Source organism: Kribbella soli (assembly GCF_004331345.1).
GTDB lineage: Bacteria > Actinomycetota > Actinomycetes > Propionibacteriales > Kribbellaceae > Kribbella > Kribbella soli.
The window spans coordinates 46,680-65,577 of record NZ_SJJZ01000004.1 but is presented as its reverse complement, the minus strand read 5'-3'; the positions used below and the strand labels follow the sequence as shown (position 1 = coordinate 65,577).

Annotated in this window: 16 protein-coding genes; 10 read left to right on the top strand and 6 right to left on the bottom strand. The window is 69.8% G+C overall.

What is annotated here, in order from left to right:
• The first annotated feature begins 6 nt into the window (after positions 1–6).
• Positions 7–1,101, top strand: coding sequence for a mannose-1-phosphate guanylyltransferase (locus E0H45_RS31155; protein ID WP_131344089.1), 1,095 nt, complete (start codon positions 7–9; stop codon positions 1,099–1,101).
• A 109-nt stretch (positions 1,102–1,210) separates the two neighbouring features.
• On the opposite strand, the gene E0H45_RS31150 is transcribed toward E0H45_RS31155, so the two are convergent.
• The 3 genes from E0H45_RS31150 to cofD form a co-directional block, all read right to left on the bottom strand.
• Positions 1,211–1,876, bottom strand: coding sequence for a DUF3105 domain-containing protein (locus E0H45_RS31150; RefSeq protein WP_238155430.1), 666 nt, complete (start codon positions 1,874–1,876; stop codon positions 1,211–1,213).
• 137 nt (positions 1,877–2,013) lie between these two features.
• Positions 2,014–2,988, bottom strand: a complete 975-nt coding sequence (locus E0H45_RS31145; protein WP_131344086.1) for a coenzyme F420-0:L-glutamate ligase — start codon at positions 2,986–2,988, stop codon at positions 2,014–2,016.
• Positions 2,985–3,962 carry a 2-phospho-L-lactate transferase gene (gene cofD, locus E0H45_RS31140; RefSeq protein WP_131344084.1) on the bottom strand — a complete coding sequence of 326 codons (978 nt, stop codon included), beginning with the start codon at positions 3,960–3,962 and terminating at the stop codon, positions 2,985–2,987. The genes E0H45_RS31145 and cofD overlap by 4 nt, the downstream gene beginning before the upstream one ends.
• Positions 3,963–4,076: 114 nt before the next feature.
• On the opposite strand from cofD, the gene E0H45_RS31135 reads away from it, so the two are divergent.
• The 4 genes from E0H45_RS31135 (at position 4,077) to E0H45_RS31120 (ending at position 10,496) form a co-directional block, all read left to right on the top strand.
• Positions 4,077–5,348, top strand: coding sequence for a hypothetical protein (locus tag E0H45_RS31135; RefSeq protein WP_131344082.1), 1,272 nt, complete (start codon positions 4,077–4,079; stop codon positions 5,346–5,348).
• A gap of 339 nt (positions 5,349–5,687) precedes the next feature.
• Positions 5,688–5,939: a WhiB family transcriptional regulator gene (locus E0H45_RS31130; protein ID WP_020389877.1), complete on the top strand. Its 252-nt coding sequence runs from the start codon at positions 5,688–5,690 to the stop codon at positions 5,937–5,939.
• Positions 5,940–6,105: 166 nt separating this feature from the next.
• Positions 6,106–9,018: a glycosyltransferase family 2 protein gene (locus tag E0H45_RS31125; RefSeq protein ID WP_131344081.1), complete on the top strand. Its 2,913-nt coding sequence runs from the start codon at positions 6,106–6,108 to the stop codon at positions 9,016–9,018.
• Complete coding sequence (locus E0H45_RS31120) at positions 9,015–10,496, top strand: DUF5719 family protein (protein WP_131344079.1); 1,482 nt, start codon at positions 9,015–9,017, stop codon at positions 10,494–10,496. Before E0H45_RS31125 ends, E0H45_RS31120 begins: the two co-directional genes overlap by 4 nt.
• On the opposite strand, the gene E0H45_RS31115 is transcribed toward E0H45_RS31120, so the two are convergent.
• Positions 10,497–10,880: a DUF3499 domain-containing protein gene (locus tag E0H45_RS31115; protein WP_130382495.1), complete on the bottom strand. Its 384-nt coding sequence runs from the start codon at positions 10,878–10,880 to the stop codon at positions 10,497–10,499.
• A gap of 31 nt (positions 10,881–10,911) precedes the next feature.
• On the opposite strand from E0H45_RS31115, the gene E0H45_RS31110 reads away from it, so the two are divergent.
• The 3 genes from E0H45_RS31110 to E0H45_RS31100 all read left to right on the top strand — a co-directional run bounded on the left by E0H45_RS31110 (position 10,912) and on the right by E0H45_RS31100 (position 13,258).
• Positions 10,912–11,358, top strand: coding sequence for a metallopeptidase family protein (locus E0H45_RS31110; RefSeq protein ID WP_238155429.1), 447 nt, complete (start codon positions 10,912–10,914; stop codon positions 11,356–11,358).
• A gap of 87 nt (positions 11,359–11,445) precedes the next feature.
• Positions 11,446–12,522 (top strand): Gfo/Idh/MocA family protein, encoded by a 1,077-nt coding sequence (locus E0H45_RS31105; RefSeq protein ID WP_131344077.1) that lies wholly within the window; start codon positions 11,446–11,448, stop codon positions 12,520–12,522.
• Complete coding sequence (locus E0H45_RS31100; protein WP_131344075.1) at positions 12,515–13,258, top strand: ThuA domain-containing protein; 744 nt, start codon at positions 12,515–12,517, stop codon at positions 13,256–13,258. Before E0H45_RS31105 ends, E0H45_RS31100 begins: the two co-directional genes overlap by 8 nt.
• Here E0H45_RS31100 and E0H45_RS31095 read toward each other — a convergent pair whose 3' ends face one another.
• Complete coding sequence (locus E0H45_RS31095; RefSeq protein ID WP_131344073.1) at positions 13,259–14,095, bottom strand: ABC transporter ATP-binding protein; 837 nt, start codon at positions 14,093–14,095, stop codon at positions 13,259–13,261. It lies immediately after the preceding gene.
• Positions 14,092–17,193, bottom strand: a complete 3,102-nt coding sequence (locus E0H45_RS31090; protein WP_131344071.1) for an FtsX-like permease family protein — start codon at positions 17,191–17,193, stop codon at positions 14,092–14,094. Before E0H45_RS31090 ends, E0H45_RS31095 begins: the two co-directional genes overlap by 4 nt.
• A 106-nt stretch (positions 17,194–17,299) precedes the next feature.
• On the opposite strand from E0H45_RS31090, the gene E0H45_RS31085 reads away from it, so the two are divergent.
• Complete coding sequence (locus E0H45_RS31085; RefSeq protein ID WP_131344069.1) at positions 17,300–18,685, top strand: phosphomannomutase/phosphoglucomutase; 1,386 nt, start codon at positions 17,300–17,302, stop codon at positions 18,683–18,685.
• The gene (locus E0H45_RS31080) at positions 18,686–18,889 is read left to right on the top strand and encodes a Trm112 family protein (protein ID WP_130382481.1); all 204 of its coding nucleotides are present in this window, start codon (positions 18,686–18,688) and stop codon (positions 18,887–18,889) included. It begins immediately after the preceding gene.
• Positions 18,890–18,898: the final 9 nt, after the last annotated feature.

Here is an 18,898-nt window from a genome sequence, read left to right as displayed (position 1 = left end):
CTCCTCATGCGAAACGTGGTGATCCTGGCGGGTGGTTCAGGGACGCGGTTGTGGCCGATGTCCAGAGACGACAGGCCGAAGCAGGTCCTGCCGCTGGCGGCGGGGCAGTCGCTGCTGCGCGTGGCGTACAACCGCCTGCTGGGACTGGTCGATCCGGAGAACATCTACGTCTGCACCGTCGGTGCGATCACCGACGTGGTGCGCAAGGAGTTGCCGGAGCTCGGCCCCCACAACATCATCGGCGAGCCCGCGCGGCGGGACACCGCGAACGCCGTCGGTCTCGCCTCCGCTGTGGTTGCGCGGAACGATCCGGACGCGATCGTTGCGTTCGTCGGGTCGGACCATCTGATCAGCCCCGAGGACGAGTTCCAGAAGGCGATCGAGCAGGGGTTCGAGGTCGTGGAGGCGCGCGGCCGGTCGCTGGTGACGTTCGGGATCGAGCCGACGCATCCGCACACCGGGCTCGGCTACATCGAGCGCGGCGCGCCGATCGAGGGTACGTCGGCGTACGTCGTGGACCGCTTCCGGGAGAAGCCCGACCGGGCGACCGCCGAGGAGTACCTGGCGACCGGGCGGTTCTGGTGGAACTCCGGGATGTTCGTGTGGCAGGCCTCCACGGTGCTGAACGTGCTCGACACGCTGCTGCCCGAGTCGGCCGCGCGGCTGCGTGAGGTCGCCGCGGTCTGGGACACCCCGGAGCGGGAGGCGACGCTCGCGGAGATCTACCCGAATCTGCGCAAGATCAGCGTCGACTACGCGGTCATGGAGCCGGCGTCCCAGGGCAAGGTCGACGCGGACGTGGTCGTCGTGCCGATGCCGGTGCACTGGCTGGACGTCGGCTCGTGGGCCGCTTTGGCCGACACGTACGACGCCGACGCGAACGGCAACCGCACCGACAGCGTCACGCTGAGCTGCCTGCTCGACTCACACGACAACATCATCGTCACCGACGACCCGAACCACCTGGTCGCCACCGTAGGCCTCCGCAGCCACATCATCGTCCACACCCAGGACGTCACCATGGTCTGCCCGCTATCGGACGGCGAACGCGTGAAAGACCTGGTAGCCCGAGTCCAGTCCGACCACGCGAACTACATCTGACCCAGCACAACACGAGGGGATATCCGCTCGTGTTGTGGGTTCTCCCTTCGTGTACCAAGGGAGAACCCACAACGCGAAGGGATATCCCCTCGACTGCGTCGGGTGTGGGTCAGCCGCCGTTCGGCTCCTGGGCGTCGGTGGCTGGGTACTTCTCCATGAACTGTTTCAGGGCCTCGCCGCTGACCGAGCCGCAGAACTGGCGGTGGCCGAAGGACTTCTGGGCGGAGTCCGGGCCGCTCCAGTGCGCGAAGGCGAGGTTCTTGCCGTCCGGCCAGGGCTTGCCATCGTCCTGCTTGAACGGGGCGGCGATGAACTTGCTGAGCGAGCTCTCGGGCAGCTTCGACTTGGCGATCTTCTCGATCTGGTCGATCTGGTCCTTCGGCAGCGTGTCCCGGTACCAGAGGATCGTGTAGCCGTGCTCGAGGTTGTGCACCAGGTTCTCCACCGGGGGACGGTCGCCCTCGGAGTAGAACTTCTTGTCGAACGGCGCCCAGACCGCGTAGTGCGGGCCCGAGGACGGCGGCGAGACGGCGTACATGATCTTCTCGCCGTCGGGCCGGTGGTCCTGGGTACCGCCGGCCACGTCGTTGGTGGCCGCGTCGCAGGAGGCCGCGGTCGCGGCGACACCGAAGTCGGTCAGGGCCTGGTTCTTGGTCCGGGAGTCCTGGATCAGCTTGATCGCCGGGTAGGCGATGATGGCCAGGCCGACCACGATGGAGCACACCACGATGAGGATCGTGCGGCGGCGGTCCGTGCGGGCCTGCTCGCGCTGCATTTTCTCGATCATCTCGCGGCGCGACTGTTTCTGCGACGACGCTTTACCCACAGTGTTGGTCTTCCCGGATCGGGGCGGCCACCGCGCCGCCGTGCGAAGGCAGTGTACGAGGTGCCCCTGAGAAGTTGCCTAGAAAACTATCGGGACCGTGAGCCGAACGTGACCGTCGCCTCACTGCCCGGTCCGGGACGCACCGCCACGCCGTACCCCTCGGCGTGCAGCAGGACGGCCAGCCGCTCCGCGACCATTCCGACGGTCACCGGCTCGTCGCCGAACACCGTGACAGCGTTGTCCGCCGCCTCGAGCCGAACACCGTCCAGGTCGGCCAGCAGCCCGGACCAGAGCGCCGGATCCGCCTCACGTGGCCCGGACGGCGGTTGCCGATCGAGTACGGCGGCCCGCGCGGCCTCCCGCGTTCCCAGGCTGAACATGTCGTGCTCGGCGTCCCGCACCAGCGCCCGCGCGCCCGGCCCGTGCTCACCGACCGGCAGCACGGCATCCTCCAGCCCACGCAGTACGGCGACCGGCACGCCGTCCGCCTTGCCCTTGACCAGCTCGCTGGCACCGGCGATCTCGTCGGCCAGCGCGGGCTCGGTCACCGCGAGGACGTTGCCGTGGCTGTCCGTCGTGCCGCGCAGGTCCTCCACGACGCGGACGCCGGCGGCGCCGATCGCCAGGTCGGTCTGACCGTTGCGCCACGGGCGGCCGAGCGTGTCCGTAACGACGATGCCGACATTGACGTCGTACCTCTCCTTCAAGGCGGTCCGCAGGTCGCGGGCCGACGCATCCGGGTCGACCGGGAGCAACAGGACCGTGCCGGGGGCCGTGTTCGACGTGTCGGTGCCCGCTGCGGCCATCACCAGGCCGTGCCGGGTCTGCACGATCCGGGTCTCACCGCGTTGCGCGACGACCCGCACGAGCTCGGCGTCGATCGCCTCCTGGCGGGTGCCGTTCGTCAGCCGGCCCTCCGCCTTGCTGACGATCTTCGACGTCACCGAGACGACGTCGCCGTCGCGCAGGTCGGTGCCTTCGGCGATCAGCGCGGCCAGGTCGTCACCGGCCGCCACCTCGGGCAGTCCGGTCACCGGGAAGATCTCCAGGTGCTTCCTCATCGCCGTACGGCCTCCGCGAGGGTCAGTGCCGCGTCAGCCATCGCGGCGGTTTTGGTCTCGTCCGTCATCCACAACGGCACCGCCTGCACGTGAATTCCGGCCCCGGCGATCGAATCCGCCTGGATCGCGTCGGAGGAGTCGATCAGCCAGCCGTCCAGTACGCCGCCGGACGTGCGGGAGCCGTAGTACCGGGCGACGGCCGACGCCGTGGAGGCCACACCGACGGTGGCCAGCACCTTGTCCGCCATTCCACGGACCGGACCGGTGCCGATGATCGGCGACAGCCCGATGACCGGGGCCTGCGTCTCCCGGACCGCGTCCCGGATCCCGGGGACGCCGAGGATCGTGCCGACCGAGACCACCGGGTTGGACGGCGGCACGATCAGTACGTCGCAGTCCGCGATCGCCTCCAGTACGCCGGGTGCCGGCTTGGCCTTGTCCTGGCCGACGGCAACGATCTGGTGTGCGGGGATCCCGGCCTGGTAGCGGACCCAGTACTCCTGGAAATGAATGGCCTTGCGCTTCCCGGGCTGCTCCGGGTCGTCCACCACCACGTGGGTCTCGATCCGGTCGTCACTCATCGGCAGCAGCCGGACCGGCAGCTTCCAGCGCGTGGACAGCGCCTCGGTGACGGCACTCAGCGTGTAGCCGGCGTCCAGCATCTGGGTGCGCACCAGGTGCGTCGCCACGTCCCGGTCGCCGAGCCCGAACCAGGTCGGTTCCACGCCGTACGCCGCGAGCTCCTCCTTGATCACCCAGGTCTCGTCCTCACGGCCCCACTTCCGCTCCTCCGAGATGCCACCGCCGAGCGTGTACATCACGGTGTCGAGGTCGGGACAGACCCGCAGCCCGAACAGGGTGATGTCGTCCGCGGTGTTCCCCACGACGGTGATCTCGGCGTCCGGACGGGCCTTCAGGAGCCCGAGCAGGAAGGTGGAGCCGCCGATGCCGCCGGCCAGCACTGTCAATCGCATGGGAAGAGTCTGCCCGAGTCGTCAATGCGTCGGACCACCGCACGACTATGCTGCGGAGGGTCATCACGTCCGCACAGCTCAGTTGTACGGCCCCCCAACATCCGAGGAGCCCTCGTGGTCACCGACGCAACCAAGAAGCTCAGAGAGCCGGTCGCGTACATCCTGCTCGCATACTCCGGCCTGCTCGCGCTGGCCGCGCTGATCCGGCTGTTCGTCGGCGGAGCGGGTTTCGTCGCCGCTTCCGCCTACGTATCGAACCTGCTCATCCCCTTCGGTGGCCAGCTCGGCCTCGCCGGGCTGGTGAGCGTCCTCGCCCTGGTCGGGGCGGTGTGGCTGGTGAACGAAGGTGAGCGGACCCCGAACGCGCGGATCGTCGCGCTGGCCGCGCTCGTCATCACGGGTGTGACCGCGCTGATCCTCCTGATCTCGGGATTCGCCGGCTTCAACGACAGCACCACCGCCGGCGTGAAGATCTTCAGCTTCCTGATGGTGCTCGCCGGCCTCGCGCTGTACGGCGCCGGCGGCTTCTACATCCTGAAGACGTTCCAGGCGCTCCCCGCGCCGGTGCGTGCGCCGAAGCCGGGTCAGTTCCAGCAGGGTCAGCCGGGCCAGCAGTACGGCCAGACTGCGCCGTACGGCCAGCAGCAGGGCTACGCCCAGCAGGGTTACGACCAGGGCCAGCCGGCCCAGCAGGGTCAGTTCGGCGGCCAGTACGACCAGGGTCAGCAGTACGGCGGTTACGCGGCTGGTGCTGCTGCCGGCGCAGCTGGTGGCTACGCCGCGGGCCAGGACCAGGGCCAGGGCCAGCAGTGGCCGCAGGAGCAGGGCTGGAACCAGGGCGAGCAGCAGGCCTGGTCGGCCGGTGAGGCCGAGGCCCAGCAGTCCGGTCAGCACTCCGCGCAGCACGCCGGTCAGCAGGGCGCCGAGCAGGCGTGGCCCGCCGAGGGCCAGACCGCCGAGCCGACGCAGCCGTGGAACTCCGAAGGCCAGCAGCAGTGGGGTGGCCAGGACCAGGGCCAGCCGGCTCAGCAGTGGCCGCAGGAGCAGCAGTGGGGCGGCGCTGACGCGGGCCAGCAGCAGTGGGGTGGCCAGGAGTACGGCCAGCAGACCCCGGCCGGTCAGGAGTGGGGCCAGCAGGAGCACGGCGCCGCTGAGGGCACCCAAGAGCCGGCGGAGGCCCAGCAGGCTCAGCAGGCGTGGCAGCAGGAGCAGGCCTGGCAGGCCGAGGAGACCCCGGCCGCCGAGCAGCAGCCGAGTGCTGCGGACCCGGCACCGCAGGCCGAGGCCGCCGACGAGACCCGCATCGACCCGCGGGCCGACGCGGACAAGAACGACCCGAACCAGCCGGGCCAGGGTCAGCAGGGTTGGTGGTCGCAACCTTCCTGATCAGGCAACAGCAAGGGCAGCTCTGTGACAGCAAGCCCTTACCAAGCCTGCGGGAAAATCCCGGTAGCACGCGGTTTGAGCCCGGGTACACAGCGCGAGAGGCCTGTAACTACAGGCCTCTCGTTCTTTTGCGGCCGTGTTGCGGATGATCCCAATAGCAGAGCACGGCTTGACTTTCGTGGATTGCAGGAATGTAATTTCAACCGTGTCGTTCGTTAGGACACTCGGTATCGGGGACCGTTGCAGAGCGCAGGACGGACGAGGTCAGGCATGTGGACCGCAAACCCACATGTACAGGGGAACGAACAGGGTCGAGGAGGTCGTACCGTGACAGAGCTGATGGCGATTGTCGACGGTGAGGCGATCGAGGAGGAGCCGAACTGGCAGGAAAGGGCGCTGTGCGCCCAGACCGATCCAGAGGCTTTCTTCCCGGAGAAGGGCGGTTCCACCCGCGAGGCCAAGAAAGTGTGCCTCGGTTGCGACGTCCGCGGCGAGTGCCTCGAGTACGCGCTGCAGAACGACGAGCGCTTCGGGATCTGGGGCGGTCTGTCGGAACGGGAACGCCGCAAGCTGAAGAAGAAGGCCGTCTGAGCCGTCGGTAACAGCACAAATACATCAGGACTTCCGCGAGGCCCCGGGCGAACGTCGCCCGGGGCCCGCGGCTTTTCCGGCACTCGACCACCGGCTGTATGGTGAGTCCTCGCCGGGACTGCGGTCGCGGTGACCGTCCGCAAGCATCGAGGTGTCACAGCTCCGCATGGAACAAGAAGCCCCGGCCGGCTGGGAATTCTTCGACTCCGTCGACTTCCCGACCGATCACATCGACGACCCGATGGGTCGTCCGCGGGTCCGGCATGTCGTCACCGCGGTGGTGGTCGGGCATGAAGGCGCGGCCTGGCTGCCGCGGCTGTCCGAGGCGTTGTGGGCTCTCAACCCGCGCCCGGACCGGCTGATCGCGGTCGACACCGGATCCACCGACGAGACCGCTGAACTACTCGCCGCGATGCCCGGCGTGGAGCCGGTGGTTAGCGTCTCGGCGCGGACCGGCTTCGGGATGGCGGTCGCCCGCGGTCTCGAGGCGCACGGTTTCGCGCCGATCCCGAGTGCCGTCGGTCCGTACGGCGACGACGGCCACATGCCCGTGGTGGAGTGGCTCTGGCTGCTGCACGACGACTGCGCGCCGGCGCCGAAGGCCCTGGAGAAATTGTTGCTCCAGGCCACTATGGCGCCGAACACCGGCGTCTGGGGGCCGAAGCTGCGGCTCTGGCCGCGGGACCGGGAGCTGCTCGAGGTCGGCGTCACCACGTCGCTCGGCGGCCGTCGCGACACCGGCATCGAGAACGGCGAGCTGGACCAGGGACAGCACGACCAGCCGCGGAACGTGCTCGCCGTCAGCTCGGCCGGCATGCTGGTACGGCGCGACGTCTGGGAGGCGCTGCACGGTTTCGACCCGCGGCTGCCGATGTTCCGCGACGACATCGACTTCGGCTGGCGCGCCAGCCGCGCCGGCTACCAGGTCGGCGTCGCGCCCGACGCGGTCGTCTACCACGCGCAGGCCGCGGCGACCGGCGAGCGAGCGCTGGCCGGCACCCGACGCCACGCGTACCAGCTCGACCGCGCCCATGCGTACTACACCGTTCTCGCGAACGCTCCCAGCAAGCTGCTTCCGCTGCTGATCCTGCGGTTCCTGCTCGGCGCCGTGATGCGGTCGGTCTGGTTCCTGCTCGGCAAGACACCGTCCGGTGCCGTCGACGAGTGGACCGCGTTGCTCGGCACTCTCCTGGCCGGTGGCTGGACGCAAGCACGCAAGAGCCGCCGAAGTCTCGACCAGGTCCCGTACGACGACATCAAGGGCCTGTTCTCCCGGTCTGTGCACGCACTACGGCACAACCTGGAGGAGACGACCAGCACGATCTCCGAGCGGATCCGCGAAGCTTGGGCGGACGAGCCGGAAGAACAGGTCGTCACGACCGCCCGACGCGCCAAGTCCACTGCGCGCGTAGCGGTCGACCAGCCGAGGTGGCGGCGTCAGCTGATCCGGCGGCCGTTCCTGATCGCGTGGGTCGTGCTGGCGATCGGGGCGTTCATCGCGGCCCGCGATCTGATCGGCGGCGGCGTACTCCGGTCCAACCTGTTGCTACCAGCGCAGGAGAACCTTGCGGCGCTGTGGCATGCAGCAGCGTCCGCTCCACCGGGTGTGACACCACCTGCTTGGTTGGCGCAGTTCTGGGCGTTCTCGACGGTCATGTTCGGTCCGACCGGTGCCACGAACGTTCTGTTGCTCGGCGCGGTCCCACTGGCCGGTCTGGCCGCGTGGGCGTTGCTGCGGGCGTTCGTCGTCGACCGCGTGGCGCGGGCCTGGGGCGCATCGGCGTACGGGCTGGCTGTTTTCACGAACGGTGCGATCACGCAGGGGCGGATCGGGACGTGTGTGGCGGCGATCGTGCTGCCGCTGCTCGGTGCGGCCGTCCACACCGTTGCTCGTCGGCGGCGCGTGGTCGTTCAGGGCAGCTGGCGGGCGGCGTGGTTCGCGGGGATTTGTCTGGCGGTGCTGTTCGCGTTCACGCCGGCACTGGCTCTGCTGGTCAGCGTCATTCTGGTCCTCGGCGCGGTGCTGGGGCTCGGCTGGCGGCGGCAGGGGCGCCAGTTGGTGTTCTCGGTCGTGCTGGGCCTGCTGCTCGTGCTGCCGTGGACGTTGGAGTTGGTGCAGCACCCGTCGAAGCTGGGGCAGGAGGCGGGCGGTCCGCCGACCGCTGCGATCGGTCCGGGCGACAGCCTGCCGCATCTGCTGACCGGTACGCCGATCGGTGCGCCGGCGCCGTGGTGGTTCGCCGTACCGCTGATTCTGGTGGCTCTGGTCAGTCTGCTGCGTCAGTCGCGGCAGCGGTACGAGCTGCTCGGTTGGTTCGCCGCACTGGCCGGTATGGCCGGGACGCTGGTTGCCAGCCGGCTCGGCGGCGGCAGTGGACCGTTGATGTTCCTGATGACTGCCGGCTGGATCATCACCGTCGCGGTCGCTTGGGACTCGGTCGGCAAGTCCACCGAGATCATCGTCCAGGGCGTGCTCGGCATCGTCCTGCTGACCACGGTGGTGACGGCCGGCTTCTGGCTGGTGCGTGGGGTCGACGGTCCGTTGTGGCGTGGTCCCGCTCAGGACCTCCCGGCGTACCTGGTTGCTTCGCAGGACCCGCCGGACAACCAGTCGATCCTGGTGGTGCGGAAGGCGCCGGAAGGCCAGATGCGGTTCTCGCTGGTCAAGAACGGCGGACCGCGGATGGGGGCGCTCGAGGCGGCGCCGACCGCGGCACAGACCAAGCCGCTGACGGATGTCCTGGCGACGCTGGGTGGTGGCGGTAGCGGTGAGGAGGGCCGGCAGTTGGCTGGTCTCGCGATCGACTACGTGTACCTGCCCGGTCCGGTGGACCCGACGTTGCAGTCGACGCTCGACTCGCTGCCGGGCCTGACCAGGGCCAGTGCGAGCGACGGCGACGCCTCGTGGCTGGTCGACCGGTCGAAGATCAAGGGCCAGACGCCGCTGGTCGACCAGACCCACACGGTCTGGCGCATCCTCGGTCTGATCGGCTGGATCCTCGCACTGGTCTTCTGTCTGCCGACGGTGCGCCGCACCGTCGCCGTACCGCAGGGCACCCACGCGAGGAGGGACCGGTGAGCCGGTTGCTGTCCGACCCGCGTCTCCGGATCGGAGCCGTTGTCGTTGCCATGGCCGCGCTGGCCGGGATCGGAGTGGTCATCCACCCCGAGAAGGCCGACACCCGCGCGCAGGCCGTCGTCACCGAGCCGGCCCGCACAGTGGTGAACCGTACGGCGCTGTCCTGCCCGGTGCTGTCTGCCGGCGGCAAGATGGCCAGTGTGGTGAACGGAGTGTCGCCGACGCTGCCGGAAGGTACGCCGACCGCGCCGGGGAACGCCGAGCCGTTGACGATCGCTCCGCTGCCGACCACGTCGGACCCGGTCGGGTCCCTGCTGAAGCGCGGAACGATCGGTTCGACTGCGGTGGTCGTGAAGCCGGAGCCGCTGTCCATCAAGGGCACCGGACCGCTGTCCGCGGGGACGGTCGGCACGAGTACGACGACCGCGGAGGAGGGCGTGAACCGCGGTATGGCCAGCGTGCCGTGCCAGGTGCCCGGTTCGGACTTCTGGTTCGTCGGAGCGTCCGGTGCGAGCGACCGGCGTGACGTGCTGGTGCTGACCAACCTGGACAGCATCAACGCGGAAGTGAACGTCAGCGTGTACGCGCGGACCGGTGCGCAGGACCTGCCCGCGGCCCGGGGCATCGTGGTGCCGGCGCTCGGCACCTTCCAACTGTTCCTCAAGCAGATCGCTCCGAACCTCCGCGACCTCGCCCTGCACGTGGAATCGACAGGTGGCCGGGTAGCGGCCGCCGTCCGGTCCAACGCGTCGAACGGCACTCAGCCGAGCGGTGTGGACTGGCTGAACCCCTCAGCGGCGCCCGCGACCAAGGTGTTCGTGCCCGCGGTGGCGCCCGGTGGCGGTCTGCGGATCCTGTCGGTGGCGAACCCCACCGACCTGCAGGCGACCGCAAGCCTGACGGTGAACGGGCCGAACGGACCGTTCAAGCCGGCCGGTCTGGAGACCGTGCAGATCGCCGCGGGCTCGGTGAAGACGTTCATGCTCGACCCGGTGCTGCATGGTGACGCCAGCGCGATCACCCTGACGTCGGACCAGCCGGTGACAGCGTCGGTGCGGGCCACGGACGCGAGCCGGACCGAGTTCTCGTCGCTCGGGTCGGCGGAGGCGCTGACCGGTCCGGCGTACCTGGTCATTCCGGCGCACAAGCAGCCGGCTCTGCTGCAGGTGACTGCGCCGGGGAAGACCGGCAGTGTGAAGTTCGAGCTGCGGGACGCGGTCGACCGGGTGCTGACCACCCGAGCCTTGGACGTGGTCGGTGGCGCGACGACACCGATCCCGATCCCGGCGCAGCCGCGGCCGACGTACCTGATGGTTCAGCAGACGCGGGGGACCGTGGTCGCGGGCGTCACGCTGATGCCGGCGGCGAAGCCGGCCGACGACGACGTACCGCAGGTGGCCGCGTGGCCGTTGACGACGTCGCTGGTGTTCCGCGCTCAGCTGGGCGCCCAGCCGGACGTCAGCGCGGCGCTGCGGTAGTCAGCCCTCGTTGGTGTTGGCGCCCGGGTCCTGCAGCATGCGGAGGTGGCCGCGGCGGGCTACCTCGACCGGGGCCCCCGGCGTACCGGCTCCGGGCTCGCGGCGGGGCAGGGGACGTGCTGCTTCGCGGACCGCGTTCGCCAGGGCTTCCAGGTCGTCGGAGGACGGACCGGCGGCCGCGGGGTCCGGAGCGAGCCGGATGACCTCCCAGCCGTTCGGAGCGGTGAGGCGGTCGGCGTGGTCGGCGCACAGGTCGTAGCAGTGCGGCTCGGCGTACGTGGCCAGCGGACCGAGGACGCAGGTCGAGTCGGCGTACACGTAGGTGAGCGTCGATACGGCAGGCTTCTGACATCCGGCGCGCGAACAGATCCTGGCGATGCTCACGACCAGACATTACGCCCACTAGGCTGAGCGCGTGACCGAGGCTCGCCGTCATCAACGGCACATCGACCGCCATGGGCGCGGAATGCTCGGCCCGATCAGCCGGCCGAGCAAGTTCGCGCCGCGTGGTCTGCCGCTGCAGCGGTCCGCCGCCGCGCAGTTCGACGAGGTGGTCGCGATCGAGGTGACGCGGCTGGAGAAACGGCTGCCGCAGGTGGTCGCGCGGGTCGAGTTCGCCATCGAGGACGTGCCGAACCTGGAGCTCGACGCCACCGAGATCCCGCTCACGCACGCCACCGGCGGTACGTCGCACGAGCCGTACCGGATCGTGGTCTTCCGGCGCCCGATCGAGCTCCGCGCCGAACGCTCCGGCGCCGGCCTGTCCTGGCTGGTCCGCTCCGCCCTGGTCCTGGAGCTGGCCGACGTCCTGGCGCTGTCACCGGAACAGATCGACCCGGACTTCGACACCGACGAGGACTGACACACCCTCCGCAGCGGTGTTCGAACCTGTTCCGTACTGTGGATCGAGGTTTGTGACCTTCGTTGTCATCGGGAGAGGATCGTGTCTGTGAACGATCAAAAACTGCGGGTCGGTGTCGTAGGACTGGGCTTTGCCGGGCGGACGGCGCTGGAGGCGTTCTCCGAGCTGCCGGACGTCGAGGTGATCGGCCTGGCGGGCCTGGAGAAGGACACCCTGACCAGTCTGGGCGAGAAGCACGGCGTACCGCATCTGTACGAGAAGTGGGAGGACCTGCTCGAGACCCCGGGGCTGGAGGCGGTCAGCATCGGTACGCCGACGCAGCTGCACGCCCCGATCGCGCTGGCGGCCCTGCAGAAGGGTCTGCACGTGCTGTCCGAGAAGCCGCTGGCCCGGACCGTGGCCGAGGGCACCGCGATGGTCGAGGCCTCGAAGCAGGCCGGCCGGGTGCTGAAGGTCGTGTTCAACCACCGTGAGCGCGGCGACGTCGCGGCGCTCAAGCACCAGATCGACGAGGGCCAGCTCGGCCGGATCTACTACGCGAAGGCGCACTGGATGCGCCGCAACGGCATCCCCGGGATGGGCGGCTGGTTCACCAACCGGGAGCTGTCCGGCGGCGGGCCGCTGATCGACCTCGGCGTCCACATCCTCGACATGGCGCTGCACCTGATGGGCGAGCCGCAGGTGAGCACGGTGTCGGCCGACACGTTCGCCGAGCTCGGCCCGCGCGGCAAGGGCAGCCGCGACCCGAACGCGAACACCCTCGGGTCGGCGTTCGAGGTCGAGGACCTGGCCACGGCGTACCTGCGGCTGAAGGGCGGCGGCGCGCTGCAGCTGGAGACCAGCTGGGCGACGTTCCGGGCACCGGGCGACAACTTCGGGATCGAGCTGTTCGGTACCGACGGCGGCGCCAAGATCGAGGTGCAGAACTACACCAACGAGGACACGCTGCGGATCTTCACCGACGTCGGCGGCGTACCGGCCGAGGTGAAGCCGGCGACCGGCGCCGGGCTCGGCCACCGCGCCGTGGTGCGGGAGTTCGTCCGGATCGTCAAGAGCGGTGAGTGGGAAGGCCAGAACGGGTCCGAGGCGCTGCTGCGGACCGAGATCATCGACGCCTGCTACGCCTCGGCGAAGGCGGGACGAGAGGTTGTGCTCAATGACTGAACCCATTCGCGTCACCGTCTGGGGCGAGAACGTCCACGAGGGCCGCGACGAGTCCGTGCGCAAGGTCTACCCGGACACCATGCACGAGACGATCGCGGCGGCGCTGCGGGACAAGCTCGGCCAGGACGTGGTCGTCCGTACGGCGTGGCTGCAGCAGGACGAGCACGGTCTGACCGAGGAAGTGCTCGCCGACACCGACGTACTCACCTGGTGGGGGCACGCCGCGCACGGTGACGTCGACGACGCGATCGTCGACCGGGTGCAGAAGCACGTGCTGTCCGGGATGGGCCTGATCGCACTGCACTCGGCGCACTTCAGCAAGATCTTCATCAAGCTGATGGGGACCACCTGCTCGCTCGACTGGCGGTCCGAGAACGACCGCGAGCTGATCTGGACGGTCGCCGCCGGGCACCCGATCGCGCAGGGCATCCCGCACCCGCTGGTGATCGAGCGCGAGGAGATGTACGGCGAGCTGTTCGACATCCCGCAGCCGGACGAGCTGGTGTTCGTCAGCTCGTTCTCCGGCGGCGAGGTGTTCCGCTCCGGCTGCTGCTACCGCCGCGGCCAGGGCCGGGTCTTCTACTTCCGCCCCGGCGACCAGGAGTACCCGACGTACCACCAGCCCGAGGTCCAGCAGATCATCGCCAACGCGGCCAAGTGGGCCGCCCCGACCAGCCCGCGGCAGCTGCCGACGGTCCACCACCGCAAGAACCCCGGCTGGTTCGAGAAGGCCTGATCACGACTGACCTTCTTGCTGGACACGGCTCAGGCGAACGTCGCCGTCCTCGGTGGTGGTGACGCGGAGCAGGGTTCCTGGGGCCAGGAGTTCGGCGACGTGGGGCGGCAGCGGTAGGGATCCATCGGTCGCGACGACCGCGAACTCCTCGCCGCTGCGCCCCTCGGACGCGATCCGCCCGTCGCGGATGGTGACGGTGCGGGGAAGCAGCGCGGCGACCTCGGGGTCGTGGGTGACCAGCAGCACCGTCATACCGGTACTCGCGTTGATGGTCGAGATCGCGGCCAGAACCTCGTCCCTGGCCTGGTGGTCCAGCTGGCTCGTCGGCTCGTCGGCCAGCAGCAGGCCGGGGAACGTGGCGATCCCTGCCGCAACCGCACAGAGCTGGAGCTGCCCGGGCGTCAGCGACGTCAGCGGAGCACGGGCGTGGTCGGTCAGCCCGACCAGTTCGAGCACGTCCTGCGGCGGCGGCAAGGTGCGATCGCGAGCGGCGCGCTGTGCGTGCCGGACGTTGTCCACGGGGGTCAGGTAAGGGATGAGGTTGCGCCCGGCTCCCTGCAACACGATGCCGACGTCCCGGGCGCGCATCCGGTCGAGCTCGGGCGCGGTCATCGTCGCCAGGTTGTGCTCGCCGATCTGCAGGCGCCCGGCGCTCGGCGTCAGCAGACCGCCGCACAGCTGAAGCAGTGTGGACTTGCCGGCGCCGGACGGGCCGAGCAGGCCGACGAGCTCACCGGGTTGCACAGTGATCCCGATCCCCGACAAGGCGGCGACGTCATGGCCTTGGCTGCGGTAGATGTGGACCAGGCCGCTGGTGCTGATCGCCAGTCCGCTCATGACAGTTCCTCCCGGATCCGGCTGTAGCTCGCGCGGCGGTTCATGGTGGTGCCCAGTACCAGCGTCGTCGCCGTCAGCACGAGGGTGCCGGCCAGCCAGAGGATCACCGCTCCGGGCCAGTTGATCGCCAGGTCGAGCGGAATCGGCGACGGTTCGGAGGTTTCCGCGAAGAGCGGGAACATCGGGAGCGCGATGTGAGCGCCGACGATGCCGCAGGCCGACCCGAGCAGCGCTGCCAGCGCGACCGGTCCGGTCTGTTCCCAGCGCGCCGCCCCTCCGGTCGTGGTTGCCGGTACGCCGTTGATCCGCAGACTCGCGTAGTCCTGGGCCCGGGAGCGCCAGGAGCTGACGCCCATCAGCAGCAGCACGATCACCGCGAGGGCCCAGCTGGCGAGCCCGACGATCGGAGTCAGCTGCAGCGCGAGTGCACTGGCGGAACGCCCGTATCCCGCGATCCGGTCCGACCGCCGGTCGACGAGGGTGGGGGTGACGCCGGCCGCGGTCAGGCCGTCCATGACTGTGCCGACGTTCGCGAGCCCGTCGGCGTTGAGCCACAGCTCGAACTCCGTCGAAGCGCGGTCGACGCTCCCGCCGACCCGGCGGGCGGTTTCCAGGTCGAGGACGGCGACCCGGTCGGTGTGGCGCGGCACCGGGATCCGAGGGTTGCCGAGCTTGGCGATCGGGATCGAGATCCCGTCGAGGCCGGGCACCGTCAGAGCGTCGCCGACGGCGTCCGGACTCACCAGCGCCGGCACCGGCGTGGGGATCGCGGCGTACTGGAGATTCAGTTCGCCGCCGAGGCTGGTCACCTCGAGCGCCAGCCCGTTCGGCGCAGTCCTGGGCGCGATGCTGCCCTGGTCGTCACCCGCCTGCGAGCCGTTCGTCCAGTCCTGCGTCCGGCCCAGTGGGATCGACTGCTGGGTGTCGGTCGCCAGGCGGCTGATCGCGATCTCGCCTTTGACACCGGCAGTGTCACCCACTTCGCGGGACACCCCGAGCCGAAGCAGCTGACAAGCCGGCAGACAGCCGAGCGCCGTACTCAGTGTGACCGGACCGCCGCGACCCAGCGGTATCGCCGGGAAACGCACCAGATAGCGCCCCCCGCTGCGCTGGTTGACCACCGTCGCCTGCAGGACCACCGACTTAGCCGGCTCCTCGGGGGGAGGAGCCACATTCTCACCGGCGGGCGGCTCGTACGGCGTCATCGCGCCGGCGTCCGCGGTCACCGTCAGCCGCTGACCGGTCAGCTCGATCGGTTTCGGCTCTGTGGGTGCCTGGAGCTTGCCGAAGCTCTCGGCATCGGTGAGCCGGTCGCCGCGGAAGGCGATCCGCCGATAGCTGTCCGGCTCGATCAGCAGGGCGCGCAGGCTCTCGGCGGACGGCGGACTGGTCAGCACGACCGGGGTCAGCCACCGCCGGTCCGGATCGACCTTGTCGGCTGCCGCGGTGAAGGCGCCGAGGTTGGTGGAGTCGATCGCCAGTACGGCCTCGGCACCGGTCTCGTAGCCGGCCCGGGCGTCCCGGTTGCGATCGGCGACCGACGCCGCCTGACCGGCGAACGAGGTCAGGCCGGTCGCGACGGCGACCACCGCGACGAGCCGCGTCACGGCCGGGCGTCGGGCTACCTGCAGAGCGCCGAGCGCGAGACCGAGCCAACCCCTGCGCAGCGCATGCCGGCTGACCTGCCCTGCGGCCGGCAAGAGCAGGTGTGCGAAGGCGAGTCCCGCTGCCAGAGCGAGCAAGGTGGGGGTCAGGATCGGGAGCGGGCCTCGTCCGCCACTGGACAATCCGGTCACCAGCCCGGCGGATGCGACGACGATGACGGTGAGATCGATCAGGCCGATGGTCCGCCGGTGTCCGCGGGGCGCGATCCGCCGGAGCAGGCTGGAGATCGGCCGGCGGACGACGGTACGAACCGACAGCGCCACTGCGACCAGTCCGGACAGCGCCGCTACGGCGACCGCTGCTGGGACCGTCCAGGGCATCTCCAGCGGCGCTGCTCCGCCCAGCCAGGCCGCTCGTACGGCGAGGAGCATTGCGAAACCGGCCGCCGCACCGACCAACGTACCGAGCAGCACGGGCACACTCAGCTCGACGGCCAGCGTCCGGCCGATCGGGCCGGCGCCCGACCCGCGCAGTCGCGAGACAGCCAGTTCCGGACGGCGTTGGTCGACCACCGTGGCCAGCGCCAGCGCCAGCACGACCACACCGAACAGGGCCACCTGCACCATCACCAGAGGGATGATCGTCGTGGCCTGCCGTCGCTCCGCCTGGATGCCGTCGATGACCCCGGTCAGTCCTGAGCTGTTCTGCGCGTTGATGCCGCGTTCGGCGATCTGGGCTTCGAGTTGATCGGTCACCTGCCGGATCCGGTCCAGGTCGTCGACTCGCGCGCTGCCCGGCTGCGGGCGGGTGTCCAGCGTCGAGTAGGCGTCCCATTGCCCCGCGGCGAGGGTGTCACGCTCGGCGAGCAGGAAGTCGCCCAGCGGGGGCTGGGAATCGCTGGCCTGCCGCGAGTTCCCGGTCGGTCTGCGGCCGAACCAGTAGGTGGCTTCGGCGTCCGCCTGGTAGATCCCGACCACGCGGAGCGGGCTGCGCTCGGGGTTGCTGGCGGTCTGGGCCCTGATCGTCGCCCCGACCGCCAGGCCGAAGTTCTCCGCGTCCGCTGTCGAAGCGGCGACCTCACCGGGGCCGCGGGGGCACCGGCCGGCGGTCAGTTCGAGGTGGGCGCAGTAGCCGTCCCGCCAGACCACCCGGCCTTCGACCTTCGGTCTGTCGTTGCCGAGACCCCAGATCACCACGGCGGTCCGTCCGTAGACCGGTGGGGTGAACAGTTGCTTCAGGTCGGCCGGGACGAGCTGGGCGAGGTCCTCCGGCGGGGTCGATTCGGCCGGTTCGCCGACGACCGTCGACGGGGTCGTCTTGAGCTGCCAGGCCGCGGAGTTCCACTGGTGCGTCAAGGCCTCGGTCGTGACGGTCTGTTCGACCGCCCGGGCGAACCAGGGCGCGAACGCCGCGCACGTGCCGATCAACAGGCTGATCCCGGCCAGGACCAGGCCCTGGGACCTCCGGTACCGCAGAGCATGCCGCAGGAACATTCTTTCGCCACCCCCACCCAGTCCCGAACATACGGAACGTTAGGGGCAGCATGCCCGGATCGAGGGTGAGATGCAGGTTTTCCGGCGGGGCGGATAGGGTCCGTGCATGGTTGATGTTGCGGGGATCTTCAAGGCTTATGACGTCCGGGGGGTTGTGCCGGACCAGTTCGACGAGTCGGTGGCCCGGGCGACGGGGGCTGCGTTCGTCGAGGTCCTGGACGTGCTCGGCGGCCCCGGCGCGGTCGTCGTCGGGTACGACATGCGGCCGTCCAGCCCGGCGCTGGCGGCCGCGTTCGCCGAGGGCGTGGCCAGCACCGGCGCGGACGTGATCGACATCGGCCTGGCGTCCACCGACCAGCTGTACTTCGCGTCCGGGCGGCTCGACCTGCCCGGCGCGATGTTCACCGCCAGCCACAACCCGGCGCAGTACAACGGCATCAAGATGTGCCGCGCGGGCGCTGCCCCGGTCGGCTCCGACTCGGGGCTGCGCGACATCGCCGACCTGGTCGCCAAGGCCCTGACCGAGGGCCCGGCGACCGGGTCCGCCCCGGGCCACGTCACCCAGAAGGACCTGCTGACCGCGTACGCCGACCACCTGCACCACCTGGTCGACCTGAGCGGGATCCGGCCGCTCACCGTGGTCGTCGACGCCGGCAACGGCATGGGCGGCCACACCGTCCCGGCCGTGTTCGCCGAGGGCCCGGTGACGATCGTCCCGATGTACTTCGAACTCGACGGCAGCTTCCCGAACCACGAGGCCAACCCGCTCGACCCGAAGAACCTGGTCGACCTGCAGGCCAAGGTCCGCGAGACCGGCGCCGACCTCGGCCTCGCCTTCGACGGCGACGCGGACCGCTGCTTCGTGGTGGACGAGAAGGGCGACCCGATCTCACCGAGCGCGATCACCGGCGCGGTCGCCGTCCGGGAGCTCGCGAAGCACCCCGGTTCGGCCGTCATCCACAACCTGATCACCTCGAAGGCCGTCCCGGAGCTGATCACCGAGCACGGCGGTACGCCGGTCCGCGCGCGCGTCGGCCACTCGTACATCAAGCAGAAGATGGCCGAGACCGACGCGGTGTTCGGCGGCGAACACTCCGCGCACTACTACTTCCGCGACTTCTGGCGCGCCGACACCGGCATGCTGGCCGCGCTGCACGTCCTCGCCGCGCTCGGTGAGCAGGACAGGCCGGCCAGCGAGCTGTTCGCCGAGTTCGAGCGGTACGTCGCGTCCGGCGAGATCAACAACAAGGTCGACGACGCGGCGGCGACCGTCGCGGCGATCGAAGATACGTATTCTGGCGTCGACGGCGTGACCGTCGACCATCTGGACGGGTTGACTGTGTCGGCGGGACAGTGGTGGTTCAACGTCCGTGCGTCGAACACGGAGCCGTTGCTGCGGCTGAACGTCGAGGCGGCGGACCGCCCGGAGATGGAACGCGTCCGCGACGAAGTACTGGCCCTGATCACCGGCGCATCGGTGGAGGAGAACTGAATGGCAGTCAATCTGGACCCGGACCTGCTGAGCATCCTGGTCTGCCCGAAGTGCCGCTCGGAGTTCCGCGTGGACGACGAGGCGAACGAGCTGATCTGCACCAACGCCGCCTGCGGGCTGGCGTACCCGGTGCGTGACGACATCCCGGTGCTGCTGATCGACGAGGCCCGGGACACCCGGGAAACAGCCGCGACAGAGAGCTGACAGTGAGCT

Bases quoted from the DNA above. Each gene is read 5' to 3' on its own strand.
- E0H45_RS31085 (WP_131344069.1), top strand. From the start codon at position 17,300: ATGGTTGATGTTGCGGGGATCTTCAAGGCTTATGACGTCCGGGGGGTT.
- E0H45_RS31150 (WP_238155430.1), bottom strand. From the start codon at position 1,876: ATGCAGCGCGAGCAGGCCCGCACGGACCGCCGCCGCACGATCCTCATC.
- E0H45_RS31155 (WP_131344089.1), top strand. From the start codon at position 7: ATGCGAAACGTGGTGATCCTGGCGGGTGGTTCAGGGACGCGGTTGTGG.
- E0H45_RS31145 (WP_131344086.1), bottom strand. From the start codon at position 2,988: ATGAGGAAGCACCTGGAGATCTTCCCGGTGACCGGACTGCCCGAGGTG.
- E0H45_RS31130 (WP_020389877.1), top strand. From the start codon at position 5,688: ATGGCGATTGTCGACGGTGAGGCGATCGAGGAGGAGCCGAACTGGCAG.
- E0H45_RS31080 (WP_130382481.1), top strand. From the start codon at position 18,686: ATGGCAGTCAATCTGGACCCGGACCTGCTGAGCATCCTGGTCTGCCCG.
- E0H45_RS31090 (WP_131344071.1), bottom strand. From the start codon at position 17,193: ATGTTCCTGCGGCATGCTCTGCGGTACCGGAGGTCCCAGGGCCTGGTC.
- cofD (WP_131344084.1), bottom strand. From the start codon at position 3,962: ATGCGATTGACAGTGCTGGCCGGCGGCATCGGCGGCTCCACCTTCCTG.
- E0H45_RS31125 (WP_131344081.1), top strand. From the start codon at position 6,106: ATGGAACAAGAAGCCCCGGCCGGCTGGGAATTCTTCGACTCCGTCGAC.
- E0H45_RS31095 (WP_131344073.1), bottom strand. From the start codon at position 14,095: ATGAGCGGACTGGCGATCAGCACCAGCGGCCTGGTCCACATCTACCGC.
- E0H45_RS31100 (WP_131344075.1), top strand. From the start codon at position 12,515: ATGACTGAACCCATTCGCGTCACCGTCTGGGGCGAGAACGTCCACGAG.